The 19998-nt window shown below is 44.0% G+C and carries 17 protein-coding genes; 7 read left to right on the top strand and 10 right to left on the bottom strand.

Going from position 1 to position 19998, the window contains the following annotated elements:
* Window positions 1-79: 79 nt before the first annotated feature.
* Both hsdR and L5M28_RS21825 read right to left on the bottom strand, forming a co-directional pair.
* Window positions 80-2563, bottom strand: coding sequence for an EcoAI/FtnUII family type I restriction enzme subunit R (gene hsdR / locus L5M28_RS21830; RefSeq protein WP_263204402.1), 2484 nt, complete (start codon window positions 2561-2563; stop codon window positions 80-82).
* 396 nt (window positions 2564-2959) lie between these two features.
* Complete coding sequence (locus tag L5M28_RS21825) at window positions 2960-3838, bottom strand: hypothetical protein (protein WP_107946797.1); 879 nt, start codon at window positions 3836-3838, stop codon at window positions 2960-2962.
* Between the two features lie 817 nt (window positions 3839-4655).
* Here L5M28_RS21825 and L5M28_RS21820 point away from each other — a divergent pair.
* Window positions 4656-4865 (top strand): hypothetical protein, encoded by a 210-nt coding sequence (locus tag L5M28_RS21820; protein ID WP_263204401.1) that lies wholly within the window; start codon window positions 4656-4658, stop codon window positions 4863-4865.
* 545 nt (window positions 4866-5410) lie between these two features.
* On the opposite strand, the gene L5M28_RS21815 is transcribed toward L5M28_RS21820, so the two are convergent.
* Together L5M28_RS21815 and L5M28_RS21810 are read right to left on the bottom strand one after the other, a co-directional pair.
* Window positions 5411-5869 (bottom strand): 5' nucleotidase, NT5C type, encoded by a 459-nt coding sequence (locus L5M28_RS21815; RefSeq protein ID WP_107947332.1) that lies wholly within the window; start codon window positions 5867-5869, stop codon window positions 5411-5413.
* Between the two features lie 32 nt (window positions 5870-5901).
* Entirely contained in the window at window positions 5902-7143 is a 1242-nt protein-coding gene (locus L5M28_RS21810; RefSeq protein WP_263204400.1) for a tyrosine-type recombinase/integrase, read from the bottom strand.
* Between the two features lie 349 nt (window positions 7144-7492).
* Between L5M28_RS21810 and xisR the strand changes: the two genes are divergently transcribed.
* From xisR to L5M28_RS21795, 3 genes are all read left to right on the top strand, one after another.
* Complete coding sequence (xisR, locus tag L5M28_RS21805) at window positions 7493-7681, top strand: excisionase family protein (RefSeq protein WP_014620713.1); 189 nt, start codon at window positions 7493-7495, stop codon at window positions 7679-7681.
* A 5-nt stretch (window positions 7682-7686) separates the two neighbouring features.
* Window positions 7687-8961 carry a tyrosine-type recombinase/integrase gene (locus L5M28_RS21800; RefSeq protein ID WP_107404678.1) on the top strand — a complete coding sequence of 425 codons (1275 nt, stop codon included), beginning with the start codon at window positions 7687-7689 and terminating at the stop codon, window positions 8959-8961.
* A 645-nt stretch (window positions 8962-9606) separates the two neighbouring features.
* Window positions 9607-9822, top strand: coding sequence for a hypothetical protein (locus L5M28_RS21795; RefSeq protein WP_263198879.1), 216 nt, complete (start codon window positions 9607-9609; stop codon window positions 9820-9822).
* A 49-nt stretch (window positions 9823-9871) separates the two neighbouring features.
* Here L5M28_RS21795 and L5M28_RS21790 read toward each other — a convergent pair whose 3' ends face one another.
* The 5 genes from L5M28_RS21790 to L5M28_RS21770 are packed head-to-tail and all read right to left on the bottom strand — an operon-like array spanning window position 9872 to window position 11654.
* Window positions 9872-10300 carry a hypothetical protein gene (locus L5M28_RS21790; protein ID WP_263198882.1) on the bottom strand — a complete coding sequence of 143 codons (429 nt, stop codon included), beginning with the start codon at window positions 10298-10300 and terminating at the stop codon, window positions 9872-9874.
* An 8-nt stretch (window positions 10301-10308) separates the two neighbouring features.
* A complete protein-coding gene (locus L5M28_RS21785) occupies window positions 10309-11115 on the bottom strand; it encodes a phage regulatory protein/antirepressor Ant (protein ID WP_263198884.1) in 807 nt (268 codons plus the stop codon).
* A complete protein-coding gene (locus L5M28_RS21780) occupies window positions 11096-11326 on the bottom strand; it encodes an Arc family DNA-binding protein (protein ID WP_263198886.1) in 231 nt (76 codons plus the stop codon). The genes L5M28_RS21785 and L5M28_RS21780 overlap by 20 nt, the downstream gene beginning before the upstream one ends.
* Window positions 11323-11487: a hypothetical protein gene (locus tag L5M28_RS21775; protein ID WP_263198888.1), complete on the bottom strand. Its 165-nt coding sequence runs from the start codon at window positions 11485-11487 to the stop codon at window positions 11323-11325. Before L5M28_RS21775 ends, L5M28_RS21780 begins: the two co-directional genes overlap by 4 nt.
* Complete coding sequence (locus L5M28_RS21770; RefSeq protein WP_263198889.1) at window positions 11484-11654, bottom strand: type II toxin-antitoxin system HicB family antitoxin; 171 nt, start codon at window positions 11652-11654, stop codon at window positions 11484-11486. The genes L5M28_RS21775 and L5M28_RS21770 overlap by 4 nt, the downstream gene beginning before the upstream one ends.
* An 83-nt stretch (window positions 11655-11737) precedes the next feature.
* Between L5M28_RS21770 and L5M28_RS21765 the strand changes: the two genes are divergently transcribed.
* Genes L5M28_RS21765 through L5M28_RS21755 form a run of 3 tightly spaced genes read left to right on the top strand, consistent with a single transcriptional unit; the run spans window position 11738 to window position 13580 of the window.
* Window positions 11738-12175 (top strand): Arc family DNA-binding protein, encoded by a 438-nt coding sequence (locus L5M28_RS21765; RefSeq protein ID WP_263198890.1) that lies wholly within the window; start codon window positions 11738-11740, stop codon window positions 12173-12175.
* A 43-nt stretch (window positions 12176-12218) separates the two neighbouring features.
* Window positions 12219-12569, top strand: coding sequence for a hypothetical protein (locus L5M28_RS21760; protein ID WP_263198891.1), 351 nt, complete (start codon window positions 12219-12221; stop codon window positions 12567-12569).
* 12 nt (window positions 12570-12581) lie between these two features.
* Window positions 12582-13580, top strand: a complete 999-nt coding sequence (locus L5M28_RS21755; RefSeq protein WP_263198892.1) for a hypothetical protein — start codon at window positions 12582-12584, stop codon at window positions 13578-13580.
* On the opposite strand, the gene L5M28_RS21750 is transcribed toward L5M28_RS21755, so the two are convergent.
* On the bottom strand, window positions 13581-19781 hold the full coding sequence (locus tag L5M28_RS21750) for an LPD38 domain-containing protein (protein ID WP_263198894.1): 6201 nt from the start codon (window positions 19779-19781) through the stop codon (window positions 13581-13583).
* Window positions 19782-19998 lie beyond the last annotated feature (217 nt).

Genomic DNA, 19998 nt, shown 5'->3' with positions numbered 1-19998 from the left:
TGCTTAACGCTTAATTTTTAGTTGTAAGTAAAACGCACCAAAGTACGCACGGCATTATCTAACCTGCTTATTAGGCTGATTATTGTGCTATTTGGTAGATTTCGGCTTCTAACTCACTAATGGCTTGTTCGTATTGGGGTTTGCCACCAAAGCCTTTTTTGATGATGTCACTTAAACTGCCTATATCATTAAATGGCTGAACTTTAAGCACTTGCAGATTTTCAATTTCTTGCACGCCCACATCGGCGTATTTTACCAATAAATTCTCGAGTACGGCTTGGGCCGTGTCGGAATATTTAGTGAAATAATTGCGTTTTTTAACGTTTGAAGCGCGCTCGGCACGGGTTAACGGCGGTTGGTCGTACACGACATGGCAAATCATATCGAAGGGATCCATGTCTTTACCCACTTCTTCCTCAAGTGCTGACCAAATAATCCCCTCTTGCGCCAGCTCATCGATGACCGCTTGTTTACGGTCAGCGTCATTCCAACGCCTGACAAACTCATCAAGCGAACTGAACTGTTTCGCCATGGTTTTACGGGTGTAATCCTTAAAGGATTCAGTGACCAATTTGCCGTCGCTGTCGTAATACTGCACCCGCTCGGCAACTTTGCTGACTGTCACGCCAGATACGCGGTACTTGTTAACCTTACGAGTTTCGCCTTCGTCCCATTCACTTTCATCAAAGCTACCATCGCCTTGAGGATCATTTTTGGTGTTGTCTTGGTCTTGGCCTTCGCCTTGTTGCTCATCTTGAATGTCCCCCTGAACATCTTCCTCGTTTGGTTCATCATCAGCGGCATCAATATCCACGTCTTCATCTTCAATGTCTTCTGGCGTCACTTTAATGATTTTTTCAGGGGTACCATCAAAACGTTCGTCGGCAAATAACTCGGTTGCCTTTTTGAAATCCAGAATGGTAAACCATAACTTATTGTATTTATCATCTATTCGAGTGCCGCGACCGATGATCTGCTTAAATTTAGTCATGGATTGAATATTTTGATCGAGCACCACTAACTTACAGGTTTTCGCATCGACACCTGTGGTCATGAGTTCTGAGGTGGTCGCAATAACCGGATAGGCCTTTTTAGGGTTGATGAAGTTATCCAGCTGGGCTTTGCCGAGTTCATCATCACCGGTGATCTTCATAACGTATTTGTCATTTTTCGCCATTTGCTCAGGGTTAAGATTGGCAAGTGCGCGTCGCATCCGTTCGGCGTGATCAATATCGTTGCAAAAAACAATGGTTTTACCCATAGGATCGGTGCGTTTAAGGTAGTTAGTTATGGTTTCGGCCACCAACTGAGTACGCTCATCAATCACCATAGTGCGGTCAAAGTCTTTTTGGTTATAGATCCTGTCTTCGATAACTTCGCCATTGTTGTCGATTTGGCCCTTTGTGGGTCGCCAGCCTTGTAAGTCCACATCAATATCCACCCGAACCACTTTATAAGGCGCTAAGAAACCATCGTCGATACCTTCTTTGAGCGAATAGGTGTAAAGCGGATCGCCAAAATAATCAGAGTTAGAGACCTCATCGGTTTCTTTTGGGGTTGCGGTTAAGCCCACTTGCGCGGCACTGCTAAAATACTCGAGAATTTCGCGCCAAGCGCTGTCGTCACTGGCACTGCCACGATGACATTCATCAATAATGATCAGGTCAAAAAAGTCTGGAGCGACTTGTTTAAACGCTTTTTGACTCTCATCAGGGCCAGTCAGTGCTTGATAAAGTGCTAGATGGATTTCATAAGCAGGATCGACTGTTCGGCCAGTAATTTTGGTCATCGATGTGCCAAAGGGCTGAAAATCGTTTATGCGAGTTTGATCGACCAAAATATTACGGTCAGCGAGGAATAAAATGCGTTTCTTGGCACGGGATTTCCATAACCGCCAGATGATTTGAAATGCTGTGTAGGTTTTACCTGTGCCCGTTGCCATCACCAGCAATACCCGATCTTTACCCGATGAGATAGCTTCAACGGTTTTATTGATGGCTTGCAACTGATAATAACGCGGGTGCTTACCCGTGCCGTCATCGTAATAGGCTTCGTTAATGATAGGTAACTGCGCTGCGGTATAACCTTTCCAAATACAATATTTAGCCCAGAGTTCTTCAGGACTAGGAAAATCTTCTAAGCGGATTTCGGATTCAAGGTTGTGAGCCTCTGGCGTGCCCGGGCTGTTTGTGATGGCATGGGTCTTGTCGTGGAAGATAAAACCATCGCCGTTAGAGGCAAACACAAAGGGAACATCGAGCAAATGAGCATAATCGAGTGCTTGTTGTATGCCCTTACCGACTTCATGCTTATTCGCTTTAGCCTCAATCACCGCCAGCGGCATACTCGGTTTATGGTAGAGCACAATGTCGGCTGACTTAACCGTTGTGCGCATGCCCATTTGACCCCGAACAATCACCTTACCATCACGCAACTTCACCTCCTGGCGAATTTGCGTCATATCATCCCAACCCGCATTTTTTACCGCAGGCATGATGAACTTTGTGATGATGTCTGTTTCGGTTAACTTTGCTTTATTGATGCTCGCGTTATGGTTGACCATTACTAATCCAATTCCCTCTAGATAGATAACCGAATATTCTGGTTATTGAGTTTGCCACAAAGCCCTTAAGTAACCTAGGGTTAGAACAGCAATTACCCTGTAATTATCTTTTTTGTGTTTTACATCAAAACCAAATAACGTGGACATTTCATCATAAATATCCAATCAACTGATTAATTTGCCCAAGGATGTGCTTACTTATCAATGTGGGGAACAGGGACGACCTCGCAATGAAGCCTTAACAGGCTGAAATAATAAAATAAATTATTATTTCAGATGGCAGTACCAAAGTGTGCAGCCGACTTCATCTACTGGTAATGCATTGTAAAATCTTTGTATACCCTTCAAAAGGCACTTAGGTGCCTTTTGTCGTTTTTGGAAATTAGAGATTGTTTGTTAGCGATAAAACCGTTCGGTGAGTTCATCACACAGCAGAGTACGATAGATAATTCGTTGCTTAAGTGATGCCGCATCTTGCGCGGTTAATAAAGGCTGACGAGTCTTTTTATCAGGCCTTGTGGTTAGCTCATCATAGAGCTGCTCATGAAGTCGTTTAATGTCGCTAAAAATGTGCAAGGATTGAGAAAACAGCATGACCTTATCGTAATAGCCTTGCCCTATCCCATCATGCCATTTCAATAAAATGGTTTGCCGCGCGGCTTTTGTCTTAAAGGAATGCTCCATTTCGACGGCACAAATGGTTCCATCCACCTCCCTCACTATCCCATCCACATTTCGCACGCTGCTGTGAGTAAAACGCCGTTTAAACTCGGGTTCAGTCATCATGGCACACCATAGCGGATTTGGCTCTCCATTAGGCTTGTGATGATGGATGCCTTTCAACAACACAAACTGCATGATTAAGTCGTGCATTAAAGTGTTCTGGTTCACTTGCAGCGCCGGATGCTCTTTCGCACGATAATAGACTGCAACATTCAGTAACTCTTCGGCGTATTTTGCGCCACTGTAAGTGAGTGTATAAACACGGCCATCGTGGGAACGATGGGTAGTAACAAGGCAGAGCAGTTGCTCTTGGACAAGCTTATTTAAATGCTCCAGAGATTGCCGATGGCTGATGCCATAGAGCCAAGCAATGTTACTCGGTGAAATCAGACCGAATCGAGCCACCAATTTCATGGTGAACTCGCGGCGGATTTTCCCCGTTTTATTGTTATTTACGCCAGGTCGATATTGCATATCGAAATTCAAAAACGGGTCGTATCGAAGTGGAAGATTCGCGACCGATTTATCCTTTGCGCTACTGTGTGATGTCATTAAAAATACCTTTGATTAAATGGGTACAATTAACTAGCCATCGAGGGGACAAATTTAACGCATTGATGATATTTTTGAGTGAATAATTGCAGATTTTCATCACGATAAACTGCTTTCATCCTGTCGGAATGAAAATAGCGATGAACATCGCTACCAAGCCAGCCTTTGGCTGATGAGTCACTTGCTGCGCAAACGACTCAGATGCCCTGAAGCGCCCGCCAGCTCTGATGACTCGTCATCGACGCTGGCTTACGAACTCCGTTCTAGCACTCCACGACATCAGACGCGCATGCACCGAGCTACGCTCTGTACTAACCGCATTTTCGCCGCTCACGTCGAGGGGGCGATGTGCCATCTTATCCCCCCTCGCGTCTCGCTCACTTTTCTCACGAAAAGTCTGGGGTTTAGCGGTGTATTTGTGCCAAATTCACCCCTAAATTTTGCTGAGGCAAAACTAAAATGCGGTTAGTACAGACCAGCTGTACATGCGCGTGCTCCTTTGAGCCATTACTGCGTAATCGCCCAAATCCGCGCTTGAAAGCTTGTTATCACAAGCACTTTTGTCGCAGAAAATCGTACCGATTTTTGCTCGTCAAAAGCACATTCTGTTAACGCCAACCTGCAAGCTCAGCATTAAAATGTCGTCACTAATGTGAGTGTGAAGTCCGAGACAAGATAAAAAAATGGAAGAAAAACAACAAAACTCACTCAACATTTTTATTGTCCACCATTGCGAAAAATATGCTTGAAAAAGTGCTTTTTTTCATTAATGTCAATTTAGGAGCTTTACTCTTAATCACATTAAAGGAATAACTGCATGACTGACAATAATCGCAACGGCCCGATCGTAAACATTGATGGCACACCTATGATAAGTAACACAGGAGTCGATGTGCATGGCAACCCATTTGGCATTACTGAATCCGACACATCGGCGTGTAATAGCAGCATAAGCGATGATGCTTGGTCATTGCCTAACGACACATTTAGCTGCGATTTCGACAGTGGATTTGGGGATAGTTTCTAATTATGCGCCGTCATCTAAACGACAAAACACTTGCCAAATGGATACCTTTAGTCCTTTTGAGCATTATCACTATCATCTGCTTTTGCTGGTTTATTTATACTGAGGATATGAATTGCCTTTTACCTCCGTTAATACTGCATATTAAATACGCCTTCGGTGTTTTAGCCTATGATAGACGTTATGAAAATACACCTGAGCCCGAGGATCCATGGGTGCGTTTTAAATACATGATGTTCCGGTTTTACTAAACCTCAACGTAACTAACCAGACAAATTAGTGAATGACGCCTATAGGGCGGTTAAGGAAAAATGATGGAATTTTTACTACCAATTGCACTAATGATTATTGGCAGCATAGTGCTTGTGAAAAGATGTAAGCCAAAGAAATAGATAAGAAAAAACGCTGAAATCCGTGACCATAGTAAGGAATCTGCCTAAATGTTAAAGCAGTTTCCTTATTTAAATCGCATCGAAATCAATCTGGCTCAACCACCACTTCGAGCCAACAACTTTCGCCAGTTAGCTTAACTATTAAGTAAGGCGTCATCATCTGAGAAAGTTATTAAATAACTCAATCTCAACAGCACTCCAGTCAGGAAAGCGAATCGAACCAAACTGCCACAAATCCCCCTTAAAAAACTCTTGGCCCTTTCCTTCAACGTGGTCATCGATAAGAATATCTCCCTTCAGCAATCCTTTGTTCGGAATGATGATAAGACGGCTGACATATTCCATGCCTAAGTGTTGCTCTACCCAAATCCGCTTCTCCATATAGCACAATGGATTTTGCAAACTTGGCGCTGTGGCTATATAAGGCTCAATTTCTGGATGTTCGAGCATCTTTTTCATCACAGCAATGCCACCTACTTTAGGGGCTAAGCAGCTGAAAAATCCCAATTCAGCTTGAGGGTATGCCTGCTCAGGTTTCTGGAGTTTTTTAAAGGTTACAGCTTCTGTATAATTTACAAGCACATCGTCCATGTCTACATATACTATTTTTGGCATAAATTAACCTTAAGTAATTTCAATCATTTAAATCAAAATGTGAAAGCTTTTTCAGCCATTTCTCTCATGCAGTATTTTTGCGTTGGTAGCCACTTACCATAGTGTTTCTCGATCATCTTTATGCTGGTATGCCCCATTTGCCGAGCAACCCAAGATAAAGGTAGTCCTGCCGAAATTAAGTGCGATGCAAAGGTATGCCGCGTTTGACTTGGCCCTCTAAAACGAATCCCAGCTTTCTTCAAGTGGTAACAATAAAATCTTTGTCTCAAGTGGGCATCTGAAATGTATGCTTTTCTAGTATTACTATTACAAAATACAAAGTGAACACGCTGCCTCTCTATAGACTTATTGTCCTCTCGAAGCACGTTAATCGTTTCTAGTGCAGAATAATTATAATTATCACGCTGATCAATGAGTATTGTTTTTGCCTGCGGGAGTAACTCTATATGCCTGTTACTAGATAGGTTTTTTGGCTTTTTGTAAATACCTTCAACGACTGCACGCGAGATATGAATTGTATCGTTCTCTAAGTCAACATCTTCCCATGCCAACGCCATCAACTCACTGACCCTTAGACCGAGAAAGCAATTACAAATGATCATATTGACTTCAGATTGTCTATCTGTGGCCACTGATGCTATTTGGGTTATCTCTTCGGCTAAGAATGGATCTGGTACTTGCGTTAATACTTTGAGATTTGTAACGTTAGTCGATTTTAACCTATCCAGCGGATTAACCGATATTGCCTCATCCAACAGCGCAAAGGTAAATATCTGATTTAAAATGCTTAAAATCTCCTTAATCGTTTTGTTACTCAAATACGCTAGTTTAGTATTCATCCATGATTCAATATCTAACGGCTTAATTTTATCAACTGCATCATTTGCAAAGCGAGGCACGATATGCGTCAGAATCTTATTCTCGTAGTTTTTAATCGTACATGGCGCTAACGTTATCCTTTTCGCGTTCAAAAAAGCGTCAATGTAATGATTGAAGATTTTAGCTTCAAGCTGTTCCTCTCGAATGAAATGATAATTATCAAGTTGCTTCAAAAATTGCTCATGATTATATTTTGCTAGATTTTTCAAATCACTAACGATTACTGATGCGCGTAACAATCCTTGTTCGGTGCACTCAATATCATCCAATGCCATACGGTATAGTTTTGAGTTAAGTTTAAACATCATTCGGACGCAGGTACTTGAGCGAATATCTAGATGTTTAATATTTTTTTTCTTACAAAACAATTTCGCTTGCTCAACTGTCATTAACATCTGGTCTATCCAAAGTATGAAATATACCTTGATATTAACTTAAATTAATGATATTAAAAGGAATCTTCACTGTGAAACTCAGCTTAAATTCCTTCCTAAACAAAATAATCACTCCAAGAACTGCCCTAAAAAGTAGTCAATTCAAAAATATTTTTTTTAAAGATCAGTAGTGTTGCCTGGTTCGACAACAAACCTTAAGTCAAAACAAAATAATTAAAAATCAGCAACATAAAAAAACTATGAAGCTTGGGTTACAAAAATAAAAAGCAAAGAAAGCATAATCAAAATTTTCAGAGCCAAATCACTTCGATGACAATAATCTCATACCAACAAAATGCGAGGTTAAGATATGTCTCAAAAACTAGGATGGGTCACTGCAGAAATTTTGGAACGTTACAAAGGGTTAACTTATAACGCAATTAAGAGCAAAATTCGTCGTAAGGTGCTGATTAAAGGGATTCATTACAAGAAATTCGATGGTACGAATATGTTTCACTACGAAGCAATTGACGTATTAATCAATGAACAAGGGAATTAAGCACAGTGAAACAATTTCCTTTAAATACAGTGCAACTAACACCTGCTGAAGCAAAAGGGGTAATAAATCAGCATCAAATTAAAAATATTGAAGTACATGGTAATTCGTTAAGAGCTGTGTTTAAACGACAAAACAGGACTTATAAACAAACACTGTATGTGGGCCTTACATCTCTAGAAATTGTTTCCGTGATATCTAAGTTAGATGGATGGCGGAAGTTATCGCCAGCCGAGTTGGAACTCGCGTTCGCTAATTATAAAAGAAATAATACCAAAGTCCCTTTAACTATTAATGACTTAATAGAAAACTATACAAAAAACCACTATCCCACCTTGGCTCCCGCTACAGTCAAAAGCTATAAAGGTCACTTTAAGCGTATCTCATTGGCTATTGGTGAAAAAAACATACTTGAAATTAACTCAAATGATGTCTTTAAGTTTCGTAACGAACAATTAACTACGTTGGCATGGAAAACAGTGAATGAGACGATCAGGCTGCTGGATGCACTCTTACAAAATGCCGTCGACAACGGTGATTTAGTTAAGTCGCCGATCAATTTACGAAGAATGAAAATTAAGCAGGGTCATGGCGATAGCACAATCACTGAAAAATTATTCACGATCGGGGATCTTAACAAAATTCAGAATAGCATTTCTATTAACCCAATGATTGCACTCATTATATTGTTCAATTGTTGCGCAGGGCTCAGGTTTTCAGAGCTAATGGGTTTATCTTGGGAGGATATTGATTTAGAAAAAAGAATTATTACCATCCGCAGAGCGAGAGTAGATGGAAAATATAAAACCTTAAAAGTAAGAGGCGTCGAATCTCGTCGAGTCGATATTTTAGAGCCTGCGCTTTGGATGCTGAATGAAATGAAGAAAAGGTTCTATGAACTATCACCTCAACAAACAATCAAGACTCTTGGTGCGGATTATAAACAAATCAAACAAGAAAATGTCCGATTCGTCTTGCTATGCATGGATACACAAACAAGCTATCAAAACGAACAGAAATTTAGAAAGGATTTTTATCATTTTCTGAAGGTTATCAACGTCAGCAAGACAAAACCAAACCATTGCCGACACACTTTTACATCCTTAGCATGTAATGAAGGTGCTAATCAAACGTACATTTCAAAACAACTCGGCCATGCAAGCGTCTTAACAACAGAGAAACACTATCTTAAATGGAATAAATCTCCAAACAAAGTAGAACGAGATAGCGCATCCCAAAAGATAAATTCTATTTTTGAACGGTTCACAACCGCTCAAGGGTAACTATAGAGCTGCTTACATTAGATAAAATAAGCATGCCAATATCCAGCATTATTAAGGTTCTAAAAAATCACCGGAACAATGCTGGTTTCAACATTTCAACTGTTATTACCTTCACATTAGCTAAGCAACATTTCAGTTGTTTTCAGCCCATCAAATAATTCTAGAAATTGTCGAACTAACATAGATGATTTTTTACACACCTACACTTGATAACATACCAACTGCCTGTATGCCTAAGATGGGTAGATAAGTGCTGAATGAGTGAAAGAATATCACTAAGGTAAAACCGGAAAAAAATGATTGGAAGGGAGATTTTAGGCTAAACAACTATATTAAAATCCACATTTGGATCCCAAATAGTTCCCAAAACAAAAACAGCGACTCGTAAGTCGCTGTTTTTGTTTAATAATTTGGCGGTGAGAGAGGGAGTCGAACCCTATCATATTGTTTTTCAGTCCGTTTATGTCCGCGTTTTATAAGGGGTTGACGATTTATGCTCAGGACTGAAACGGACAAGAAAGTCCTTGCCTTTGCCCCAATTATGCCCCACGGTTTAATCATAAATTAGCACGCTAACCAATCCGGTTCCCATCTAAGGAACACGATTGCCAGTCGTGCTCCTTCATAAATTAATAAGGAATGCTTATGCATTTAATAGCTATGCTTGTACTGATGATTTTAGGTTATGCCGCTGGCGAGAATATTAGCTGGCTGCTTGGTTTGCCGATCATGTGTTTGGGGTTGTATATGCTTGAGGTCGGCGGGAAGAAAGCTCGAGGGTGGCGGCAAGATCAAGAAGGTTTCTTTTTTTTGCTTGGCTTAATTGGTATGGTGCTTATGATCCTTGAAGATCTATTTTAGAAAAAAGCCGGAATAATCCGGCTTCTTATTCATACTAACACAGTGTGATTTAAGCTGACTCTTGCATCAATATTCCCTCATTCGCCATCGTTAACAACTCGTCATTATCCAAGCTATTAACCTCGTCCTTTAACAATACTGCTGATGGCACTAACCAGCGTTCTATTTCAGTAAAGAAGCCTATCACCTGCCCCCTAAATGCCGCTTGATCTACGTTTGCATTCAGTGGATTGTTGCCAAACATATCCATCGCAATTGTCTGTAACGTGCCGTACTGTCTTGACGCAGCATGTTCAGATAAGTGCTTAATGTAAATCTTCGCTAACGACTGCCCCGTTAATAACCCACCGCAATAACCGCCCGTTGTGGGCACACTCCAAAACGATAACAATCCGTTCGGTTTTTTGTTCGACTTACCAATAAATGGCAATGCGTGTAGTGGTAACGCTGGGTTACGCTTAAATTTAAGTGTATTCATTGCGTTACCTACTGTAATGGCTGAGATAAGGTTGCAGACAAGTGGGTTAAGCCTTTAGGCGTAACTCTTACTTGCGAGGTTATTTTGCTGGTGCCATCACTGCGCTCAACCTCAGTGATTTTATGCTCCAACAAACCTTGCTGTAACTTATCTTGATACCCTAACCAGCTTGTACCTTGGCGACGGTAAATCCACTTGTTACGCTGCAACAGTGCAAATAAATCTTTAGGCCGTTGCTGCAACTGTTTGGCCGCATCGGTAATGCACAAACTGCCGTCTGCGGTGGCAAGGCGATCAAGCGCTGCCGCCTTAGGTTGGATGACCTTTATTTGATCTTCAAGCTCGATAACCTTTTCAACGTAGGTTAATAGGTATTGACGCATGCTTGCAGGATCACTCAACTGGTCATAAATATTTGACTGAGTGCCCCTGGCTTTATTTGCTAATTCATAAAACGCTTTTACCAGTCGCTTTTTAAACTCGCGCACTACGTCATTGTTGCGCATGTAAGTCATTAGCAAAGTCGATTGTTGTTCGTTGAGGATGGCAACTTCTCGATTTTGAATGCCGCCAGCAGTCTCAAAGGGTTGGATTTGAAATCTGACCCCTCCAAACTCCTCTAAATCACTCGCATACTGACGAACTAACTTGATCACAGTTGAATGCGGATTGCCCACACCTTCGGCAATCGCTAAGGATGTGGTAACGGCTTGACCGTGGCTATCGAGTGATACAATTGCAGCATTCTCGGCCATAGCGGCAAGTTGATTATTTCGACGTTGTATAAAGCTGTTGTTATTTGCTATAGTTTCCATTGCAATCACCTTTACTTTGCGTGTTAAGTGTTGATTCATGAGCCTCGACTGCTCCAACAGTTGAGGCTTTTTCATTTAATGCGCTTTCAAGCAACGCATTGATTTCTGAGTTTACTGAGCGCCTATTTTGCTTTGCCATTTGCTGAATGAGCAGTTTTAAGGCTGGATCACAGCGAAAAGAGAATGGCGCTATTTGCTTCATGCCTTTCATTTATCCTCCTGTTTGGTGGTTTTTAGTCCATACGCCTTTTCTAGCTGGTGACAAATTTCACTATTTTGGGTTCTGCTCTCTGCACTTGCAGCCTGTAAAATCTTATCTTTAAGCTCTGGACTGACGCGGATACGCATCATTGGGTATTCACGCACTTTCATACTGACTCCTGCTTTTTGTGCTCTAAGGCGTAAGCCTGTCTTAAGCGGTAAACAATTTCAGCATTAAGCGAGCGATGTTGTTCGCTGGCTATCTCTTTCGCCATTTGATGCATTTCGGGTGGTAATCGCAGCATAAACTTTTGCTGAGTTTCTATTCGTTTTGTCATAGTTAAATCCCCAAAGATGGCACCGTGCCACCATTGAATTATGGTGGCACAATGCTACCCTGTCAATAACTTTTGAGGTATTTATGTCCAGAGAAGATCCAAAAATCAATATTAGGGTGCCTATCTATTTGAAAGATAAGCTACATCAATCTGCTGCTGCATCTGGCAGATCGGTTAACTCTGAAATCACTTTAAGACTGCAAGCAAGCTATATGGGTGATGTTGGAATGGATCTTGTTCCAAGTGCAGAGTTTGCTCGGTTCCTTACCAACCAAGTAAAGGTGAATGATTTCAATGCTGCCGTTATGCGCATAATTGAAATGCTTATTGCGCCAGCGTTAAAGCTGGCAATACTTCAAGGTAGCAACATCTTCAGGGTTGATATTGAAGATGCAGTGAATCATTACTGTAAAGATCATGGTTTTATGGGTATTGATATTGTCAATGAAGTGGTCGTTACACTCCAAAAAGCTGGTTATGAAGTGGTATCTAATTCAACTGAAATTTTAGGTAAGTTTTAATTAGTTTAAACATTACAGTTATACTTTTCACAAGGAATGTAAAATGAGTAGATACTTATTAGTTTTGGTTCTTTCCACATTCTCACACATTTTAATTGCGGATGAATGGGCGTCTTCTGTAACTACGCCAGGGTATGGAAGAATTGATATAATTAGCGACTACCTGCTTTTTTCAACAGGGAAAAGTTACGATGTAAAAATACCAAATATAATTCAAGAAGGTAGCCGTATAAAGATTCAATATAAAAATGGTGAACAGTGGGTTTCGATAGATTTTGTTGTAGCAGGGATAAGTACAAAAGGTGATCTATGCCGCCTGCACAGCAAGTTGCCATCTAGATATACCAATTCAGCAAGTGACACAATTTACGTTAAACAATGCAGGTACAAATAAACAGGATGCAGCATGAAAAGGAATATTTCGCTTAGTTTATTGGTGGCTTTGCTGACGGGGTGCGCCGCCTATACCCCAGAAGTTAACTATGTAACATCACCTATTGGTGCTGAAATTTATGAGGTAGAGACGGGTAAATTTTTAGGTATATCACCGCTAGTTGTTACTTATGCACCAACAGGCCAACATTATAAAAATGGCTGTTATGGCATTAAAGGCGTGTCTGCAAAGTGGCAAAGCGGCGCAACTAACATGTCAACATCAACAAATTATCTTTGTGATTTTAAAAAGGTTTACACTATAGAAATTCCCTATGTTGGAGATGAAAATCAATTCGCTAGTGATTTAAAGCATGAGCCAGCTGTCGTCGCATATTTACAAGAAAGAGATAATGCTGTTGTAAAACAGCGACAACAGCAACAACAGCAACAAGGTATGAGTGATGGTGAAGCCATTATATGGTCATCAGTGATCAGTAGTGTTGGCATGCTCACTGGTATACTAACGGCCCCCGTCATCATCCCGCCAACACAGCAAACACCAACCGCAACTGAGTATTACCAACAAAACTATCTCACGCCAGCTTACCAGCAAACAGTCCAGCCACCCCCAAGCTATACACCAACACCTATCGTACAGCCCATACAACCAGTGCCAATCAGCACAACGTCAACACAACCGATTCAACTAATACCACCAGCGCCACCGGTTCAACCTATCAAGCCAGTTCAACCAACTCCAGTTAACATGGCACCAGCTACAACACTCATTACTTCCAGCGGATGCGCCTCAGATTATGAGTGCGGCCTTGGCCTATCATGCATTAAAGGCCCAATGCAAAGCACTGGGCAGTGTATGCAGAAGGTCAATCAGTTTGGCACACCACAACCAAGCATTAGTGACCCCAAAAGTGCTCTACCAAATACGCAGTTTCAAGGGCAGTGCGCTTTTGACCATGAGTGCCCTATTGGCTTTAGCTGCAATCTTAAACTAAAAGTCTGTATGAAGTGATTACCACTCCCTTAAATTAAAACCAATATAGGCACTTTGATAAATCGCGTTCTTCTGGCGGGTAATGGCATCCAGCTTTTCGCGTTTTTCGCTGGCGCTAGCCTTGGAGTTATTGACTATTTCAGTTTGCTTACCCAGTGCAGATATTTGGCGCTGAACTCGGCCAAGTGCAATGCGTACCCCGAGCTTATCGCGGTTATCTTCTAAGACGTCCATCATCCTGCTTGAGTCTTGTTCTTCGGCTGCGCGCTTATAACTGCCATATGCTTGATTAGCAGCATCGAGCGCCTTGTAAAACTCGTTCTGATAATAGGTGTTGCCCTTTGGTGCATCACCACCGTAAAACGCTTTGATGATTGGATAGCGGCTGATTGGGGTTTCGGCGCTCTCGCGGCCAAGCATCTGGCGCGCCATAATGTCAGATATCCCCAATACATAAGCGCCGAGTGTGCCAGCATAGCCATTGACTAAGTGCTCAATCTTTTTAGGGCTGACGTTAAAGAACTGGCCGATTTCGCGCGCAGTGTCACTGGTGTAAGCGTTATAGCGATCACCTGGCATACGTTGCTCGTCACCCATACCCTCAATTGCAGTGCCTTTGAAGAATGATTTGTTCACTATCACTTCGATGGCAGGCAGTGCAAATTGTGGTATTGGGTTTAGCGCCATGGTATTAAATAAGGCGCTGGCAGTGGCACGGCCTAAGTCGCTCCCCGTTTGCGAGCCAGTACCAAAGCCTAGCAAACGCTCCGGTAAAGTCCCGAATACCACGCCGAGTTCAAACGGCTTAGGAATACGGAAGTGATCATCACCTAACCAGAAATGCCAGTTAGCGTCCTTGTCCCAGTCCGGTAACTCTTTATAACGGTCATCGTCATCATTCATTGCGGCCAATGCCAGCGAGAACGCGGCCACCTTAATGCCTTTCATAGCAAGATTTGCCGATAGCACTTTAAGCACTTTGTCGTTTTCACCAGCAGCCGATGCCCGGGCTAATTTGTACATACCTTGCAAGCGCGCATTGAAGAATGGCAAAAAGTCGATCATGGTGCTGATCAGTGCAAAGTTACCCTTAAGCGAGTAGTCCATTAGGTCTTTGGCTTCAAAGGCTGATTGGCGGCGAGATTTACCCGCGGCTAAACTCGCCTCGTAAGTTGATAGCCGGTTGGCGTTCTCTACTTTATCGCTGGCATTGCGGTACACCTCAAGCAGCTGCTTACCGTTGGTGACTAAGCTGCCCATATAGCTGTCAATCTGTTTAGCTGTGAGTCCCTTCTTAGATAATGCGCGGCGAATTTGCTGTGCGGCTGCATCTGGATCTGCGCCGTGAATATACCCGCCTTGGAATGCTGCGCCGCTGAATATCAAATCGCGGTAGGCTTCATCTTCCTTAAATGCCTTTTTCAATCCCTTAATAGAATCCGTACCTAACTTAAAGTCATCCTTGTTGATCATCCACGCATGCGCCGCATCGCGGATAAAGTTTTTAAAGATAAAGTCAGGTGATAAGGTGATGCCTGCGGTTAAAAAGCGTTTAGCACTGCGGCCCATGCGATTGAATAACGAACGGCTGCTGACGTCATTAATCGCCATTAATGCCCTTAATAGCGCTGGATCAGACACCACCACCCGTTGTTGCTTACCGTTAACCATCATTCTTACCGTGCGCTTTTGCTCGTTTTCGGATAACAACGAATACTCGTTGGCAGTGATTTTATCCATCATCCCTGTACCGTCTAGATTCTCAACCACCTCGAGCATAGCTTTGTTTTTTAGCGCTGCATCAATCATGGTTGATTGACGCAGAATGATGTTTTCAAGCAAGTCTTTGGTCGATTGCTTACCACCCTTTAGCTCTTGGATTTTAGGTTTTTGGCCTGCAATGCCTTTTTTGCTATTGGGGGCATACACAGCCGCAAACTCTTCAAAGCCAGCGTCGGCCTCAATATCACGAAAGAACGGCACATAATATTCTTCATCAAAGCCACTGCGCTGGGCCTCACTGATTAATCCCGCGCCTTGAGCCACATCGAGCACAGCGCTGTTAATCTTGTTGTACTCGGCGCGCACTTCTTCAAATAGTTGCTCTTTGCCATCGGCAAGGGCTAGCAGTTCGTCAATATCGGCTTGAGATAGGTTGTTCTCGCGGCCCTGCGCTTTAAGCTGCTTGGCGCGGTTGGCACCCATCCATGCCAGCCAGTTATTGAGCTCGCCATCTGGCAACATGCCGAACACTTCAAGCAAGCCCTTAGTGTCCTTCTTGCGCTGAATGATGCCGTCTTTCCACATGGGAGCGCCGTAGTGAAATACGCCATGCAGCACATCCGATAAGCCAGAGGCTAAACGCGCCGATACATAACCCATCTTATTTGGATCGGTAATGCCTGCCGCTTCCTCGGCTTTTTTGATACCGTGTAGCCCGTCAAAAACGCCCTCATTTAAGCGGCTCCAAAAGCTGGATTGCTTAAGCGTGTCAGCGGTATTGCGGTAGTTCTCGGTGATCTTCTCTTTAAGCGTTTGCTCGGCTTCTTCCTCAAGCCCCAGCTTTTGCTTGGCTGTGCGGGTGTCTGGTTCGGTTGACATATCAAAGCGCAGACCATCAGTCTCGCTATCCTGCTCTTTGCTATAACTTATAGAGTCTGGCTGCTTCCCGCCTCGTTCCATCACAGCGTTAGCTCTATCCATGCGCTGCTTGCGCTTATCAAATCCGCGCACAATGGCCTGCATCATATCTTGCATTTCATTGCGGGTAATGTTGGACTTGATGATCCCCAATCCCTCAAGCTGGCGGCGCAGCCATTTAGTCAACTCAAACCACCACGCCTTAGCCGTGCCGCGCTCCGGTTGGTTTTGCACGAAATTAGCAAAAACTTCTTCTGCTTTCACGGCATCGGATGCGCCAGCGTAATCTTTATCTATACGAGCCCAAAGCTCCTTAAATTCTTTGCGGCTGCGGCTTGAGTTTAGTTTGGCAATAAACTGCTGATACTTTTGCGCGCCGATAACCGTGTGCAAGCCACCATGGGCTAACACCTCATGCACTAAGGTTGAGCGCAAATCATCAATAGAACTGAAATTATCTAAAATTAAATACGCTGAGTGGCGCTTATCATCGTACGCGCCGTAGATGGTTTGGCCTTCCATTTCCATGGCGGATAAATTGAAGCGCTTTAAAAATTCATCTTGGCTAGTAAATAAGTTAACGCGCACACCTGCGCCGCCGCTAAGTTTAGCGATCACATCATTTACCGCGCGCTGCGCCTCACCTTGGGTGAATAGCCGTGCGCCTTTGTTTTTGCCGCGTTTAGGCTTATCGAAGAATGACAGCTGATCAGTGTCATCATCTGTTTTTTGTGATTCAACTTTGGCTTTTGGCTTTTTAGTTGCCTCGGTCGCCTTAGGTTGTTCAGTAACAGTTTTTTCTGTTTTGGCTTCAGGCGCATCTAAACCAAACTCTTTACGCAGTTCAGCATGGGCCATGCGGTTAATGTTCTCAGGCGTATCACTATTGAACTGCTGATAAGTCTCGAATGATGAGCCAGCTAAGGCCTTATCAATCTCGGTTTCGTATGAGTCGTTAAGTTTGCTAACGGCATCATCGTAGCCAGGCGAATCTTTTTTAATTCCCTGCTTTTTAATCTCACCTTGGAGCCACTTGGTTTTAGATGTGCGCAGAATTGCAGGTGTTTCATTGCTGTCATTTATAGCGGTTTTAGCCACTTCCGCTTTTTCACCTTTTTTTGAGGCTTGATTATCAACAGCTTGCGTTGCGCCTGCCTGAGTTTCAGAACTTGGAAACTCATGGGCAAGCTTGATCAGCTCCTTGATAGGCGCATTTAAGCGGATCACTTTAATCGGTTCGCCCTTCTCGCGCTTAGTTAACCACTGGTGATGGCCGTCGAGTACGTGATTATCGCTTGATACCAAAATAGAACGGTCGCCACCTTCAAAACCTAAGGCTTTTTTGACCTTGGCTGGGGAAAACTCGGCCTGTGTTGGCTTGAGCGAATCTGCGGGTACTTCTTCGGTTGAATGTTCAATGCCACGCGCTTTCATAAAGTTGACCATAGCGCCACGATGTTCTGCTTTAATCTGTGGCATTTCAGCGCGGGGAATATTCAGCGTGCCAGTTTCAGGCGCAAAGGCGGTCCACTGCTTATCAATTTTATCACCGGCTAAGTCTTGGGCTGGCTCAGCGTTTTTCTTCACAACGTCTAATGCAGCAGGCGCGGCCTGTTGTTCGACTGGTAAAGATAGATTTTCTGGCACACTTGCGCTAAGTGGCTCGGTGCTATTTGAAAGCGGCTCGGCGCTTGGTCGTTGTAACTCAGAAACTGGTCCAGCTCCTGCGCTTCCAGCATCGATATTGCCTGCGCCTGTTGTGCTTGTTGTATCCATTGGCGCATTGTTGCTGCCCTCTATTGTCTCTGGTTCAACTTTAGGGATCACTCGCCAACCAAAGCCGTTATCCAGTTTTACTGCTTCAAGTTCAGCACCTTCACGCTTAGCAATGCGCGCATTCTTGCTGGCCAACGCCTCTTTAGCTGACGCAAATGGCGTGTTATTGGTTTTAACATTAACGCCCTGCGATTGAGGTGAGAAGTTATCAGGCGCAAAGATAATACCCTTGTCGGTGATCTGCTTAGGCTGTGCTGAGGTTTGGCGCGCTGTCGTGTCGGCAAACTGCTGCGCATCTTGGCGTGCGCGGCCATCACTGGCGAAAATAGTATCTGATTGGCTAATTAGGTTAGCTGGCTGTGCGGCCATAGCTTCGCGTGTTCGCTGGGCATTAAGCGTTTCACTGTCGATCGATGGACCACGTAGCAAACCCGTTACAGGACTGCGGCCTTGGCTTTCTGGCGGTAGCCATTCACCTTCGCGGCGCTGATCTGTAAGACCTTGCACACTATCCATGGCTTGACTAAGTTGGCTGCGCTGAAAGCTTTGTGATGGCACAGTAGGAAAACTGCGGCCCTTCATCGCATTGTCGCGCGCTATCGCCTCATCACCATAACTGCCAGCCTGCATCGTATCGCCCATGCCAGCACGACGGGCGGCGGTAGGTTGATCATAGTTAGGTTGCTGTGACTGTTGCGCTTGGCTAGCTTGCGCCATGTTATCAACATCAGCACGGCGATCAGCGGCTTGCTGTGCGTCTGCATCCATAGCACCCGCTACGGTTGGGTTGGTTTCACGAATAGGATCGGCAGCAGGGTTTTTAACAGGTTCACGGTTAGCCATATTGCGATTAGCAATGCCACCGATACCGCCAGCACCGGCACCAAAACCAGCGCCAATAATCCCCTCATTAAGTGCGGCCAATTTAACGCCAGCCATTGGATCACGTTGGTCGATTTGCGATAAAGCACTGTCAACGGCATATTGGCTAACCCCTGCTTGTGCCGCTTCAGTGGCACCTTCGGTAATACCACCCGCTAATGCACTGCGAAATGCACCAGACTTAGCCAAGCGAACGCCCGTTAATGCGCGCCCAATAATCGGATCACCAATCGCAGAGGCAGCAAAGTTCGCCATTAATGCCTTAGGGTCGCTACGCACTTCACTGGCTACACGTTCAGCTAATTGGTTTTTCGCTTGGTTCCACTTGCCCAAATCGTCAAGCTCAGGTGATTGAGCGTCAATCTCTAAAAATGTGCGTTTGAATAAATCAGATTCTGCCAGCACTTTATCTGGCATTTTCAATACTTCTTGCCGCGCTTGCTCCATCGCTTGGCCTGTAGCAGCACTGCCACCTGTCGCGCCCATACCTACCGCTTGCGCTACTTTAGCGCCCTTTGAGCCTAGGCTTAGTGCTTTGGTTGCCATACCCGCAGCGCCTGCGCCTGGCACTGCCGTAGGTACAAACTGCCCCGCCACGTTCGCCATTTGTAATAGCCAAGTGTCGAGGTCTGTCATACCGTCGCCTAGCTCGGTTTCGCCTTGCGCGTTTTCAGTGAACATCTGCTTAGACATAGCTTCTTGACCACGGCTAGACATTTGTCCGTATTGATCATCTGCAATGCCATAGAGAGATTTAGCAACACCCTCTGCACCTAAAAAGTCGAAGATGCCACCGAGCCCTGACGCTGCCCCCGCTTGGAATGAGTCCACCACATCACCGAAGCGGCCTTGTTCGTTTGGCTTTGGTTGTGCAGTCGATGCGGTTTTGTATTTGTTTGGATCAAACCCGAGTAGTGACATTTGTGAAGCTCCAAAAAAAGAAAACCCAGCGCGATGGCTGGGTTAATTGAATACGGGTAGCGGCTTAACGCGGCATCATTGCCGCGCCATAAGCTGACTGCACGCCACTTTCTCTTAATTGCTTTAAGCGTTCCTGCTGTTGAGCTATGGTTTCAGGAGAAAGAAGCCCGGGCTTACGAGTGGTATCACCACGATCATTAAGTAAATAATCAACCGC

This window comes from Shewanella sp. SW32 (assembly GCF_025653365.1).
Taxonomy (GTDB): Bacteria; Pseudomonadota; Gammaproteobacteria; order Enterobacterales; family Shewanellaceae; genus Shewanella; species Shewanella oncorhynchi.
Note: the sequence above shows the minus strand (reverse complement) of the source record. Positions and strands in the feature narration are given on the sequence as shown.

Bases quoted from the DNA above. Each gene is read 5' to 3' on its own strand.
- L5M28_RS21785 (WP_263198884.1), bottom strand. From the start codon at position 11,115: ATGGAAACTATAGCAAATAACAACAGCTTTATACAACGTCGAAATAAT.
- L5M28_RS21760 (WP_263198891.1), top strand. From the start codon at position 12,219: ATGAGTAGATACTTATTAGTTTTGGTTCTTTCCACATTCTCACACATT.
- L5M28_RS21815 (WP_107947332.1), bottom strand. From the start codon at position 5,869: ATGCCAAAAATAGTATATGTAGACATGGACGATGTGCTTGTAAATTAT.
- L5M28_RS21795 (WP_263198879.1), top strand. From the start codon at position 9,607: ATGCATTTAATAGCTATGCTTGTACTGATGATTTTAGGTTATGCCGCT.
- L5M28_RS21825 (WP_107946797.1), bottom strand. From the start codon at position 3,838: ATGACATCACACAGTAGCGCAAAGGATAAATCGGTCGCGAATCTTCCA.
- L5M28_RS21780 (WP_263198886.1), bottom strand. From the start codon at position 11,326: ATGAAAGGCATGAAGCAAATAGCGCCATTCTCTTTTCGCTGTGATCCA.
- L5M28_RS21820 (WP_263204401.1), top strand. From the start codon at position 4,656: ATGACTGACAATAATCGCAACGGCCCGATCGTAAACATTGATGGCACA.
- hsdR (WP_263204402.1), bottom strand. From the start codon at position 2,563: ATGGTCAACCATAACGCGAGCATCAATAAAGCAAAGTTAACCGAAACA.
- L5M28_RS21765 (WP_263198890.1), top strand. From the start codon at position 11,738: ATGTCCAGAGAAGATCCAAAAATCAATATTAGGGTGCCTATCTATTTG.
- L5M28_RS21790 (WP_263198882.1), bottom strand. From the start codon at position 10,300: ATGAATACACTTAAATTTAAGCGTAACCCAGCGTTACCACTACACGCA.
- L5M28_RS21750 (WP_263198894.1), bottom strand. From the start codon at position 19,781: ATGTCACTACTCGGGTTTGATCCAAACAAATACAAAACCGCATCGACT.
- L5M28_RS21770 (WP_263198889.1), bottom strand. From the start codon at position 11,654: ATGACAAAACGAATAGAAACTCAGCAAAAGTTTATGCTGCGATTACCA.
- L5M28_RS21810 (WP_263204400.1), bottom strand. From the start codon at position 7,143: ATGTTAATGACAGTTGAGCAAGCGAAATTGTTTTGTAAGAAAAAAAAT.
- xisR (WP_014620713.1), top strand. From the start codon at position 7,493: ATGTCTCAAAAACTAGGATGGGTCACTGCAGAAATTTTGGAACGTTAC.
- L5M28_RS21775 (WP_263198888.1), bottom strand. From the start codon at position 11,487: ATGAAAGTGCGTGAATACCCAATGATGCGTATCCGCGTCAGTCCAGAG.
- L5M28_RS21755 (WP_263198892.1), top strand. From the start codon at position 12,582: ATGAAAAGGAATATTTCGCTTAGTTTATTGGTGGCTTTGCTGACGGGG.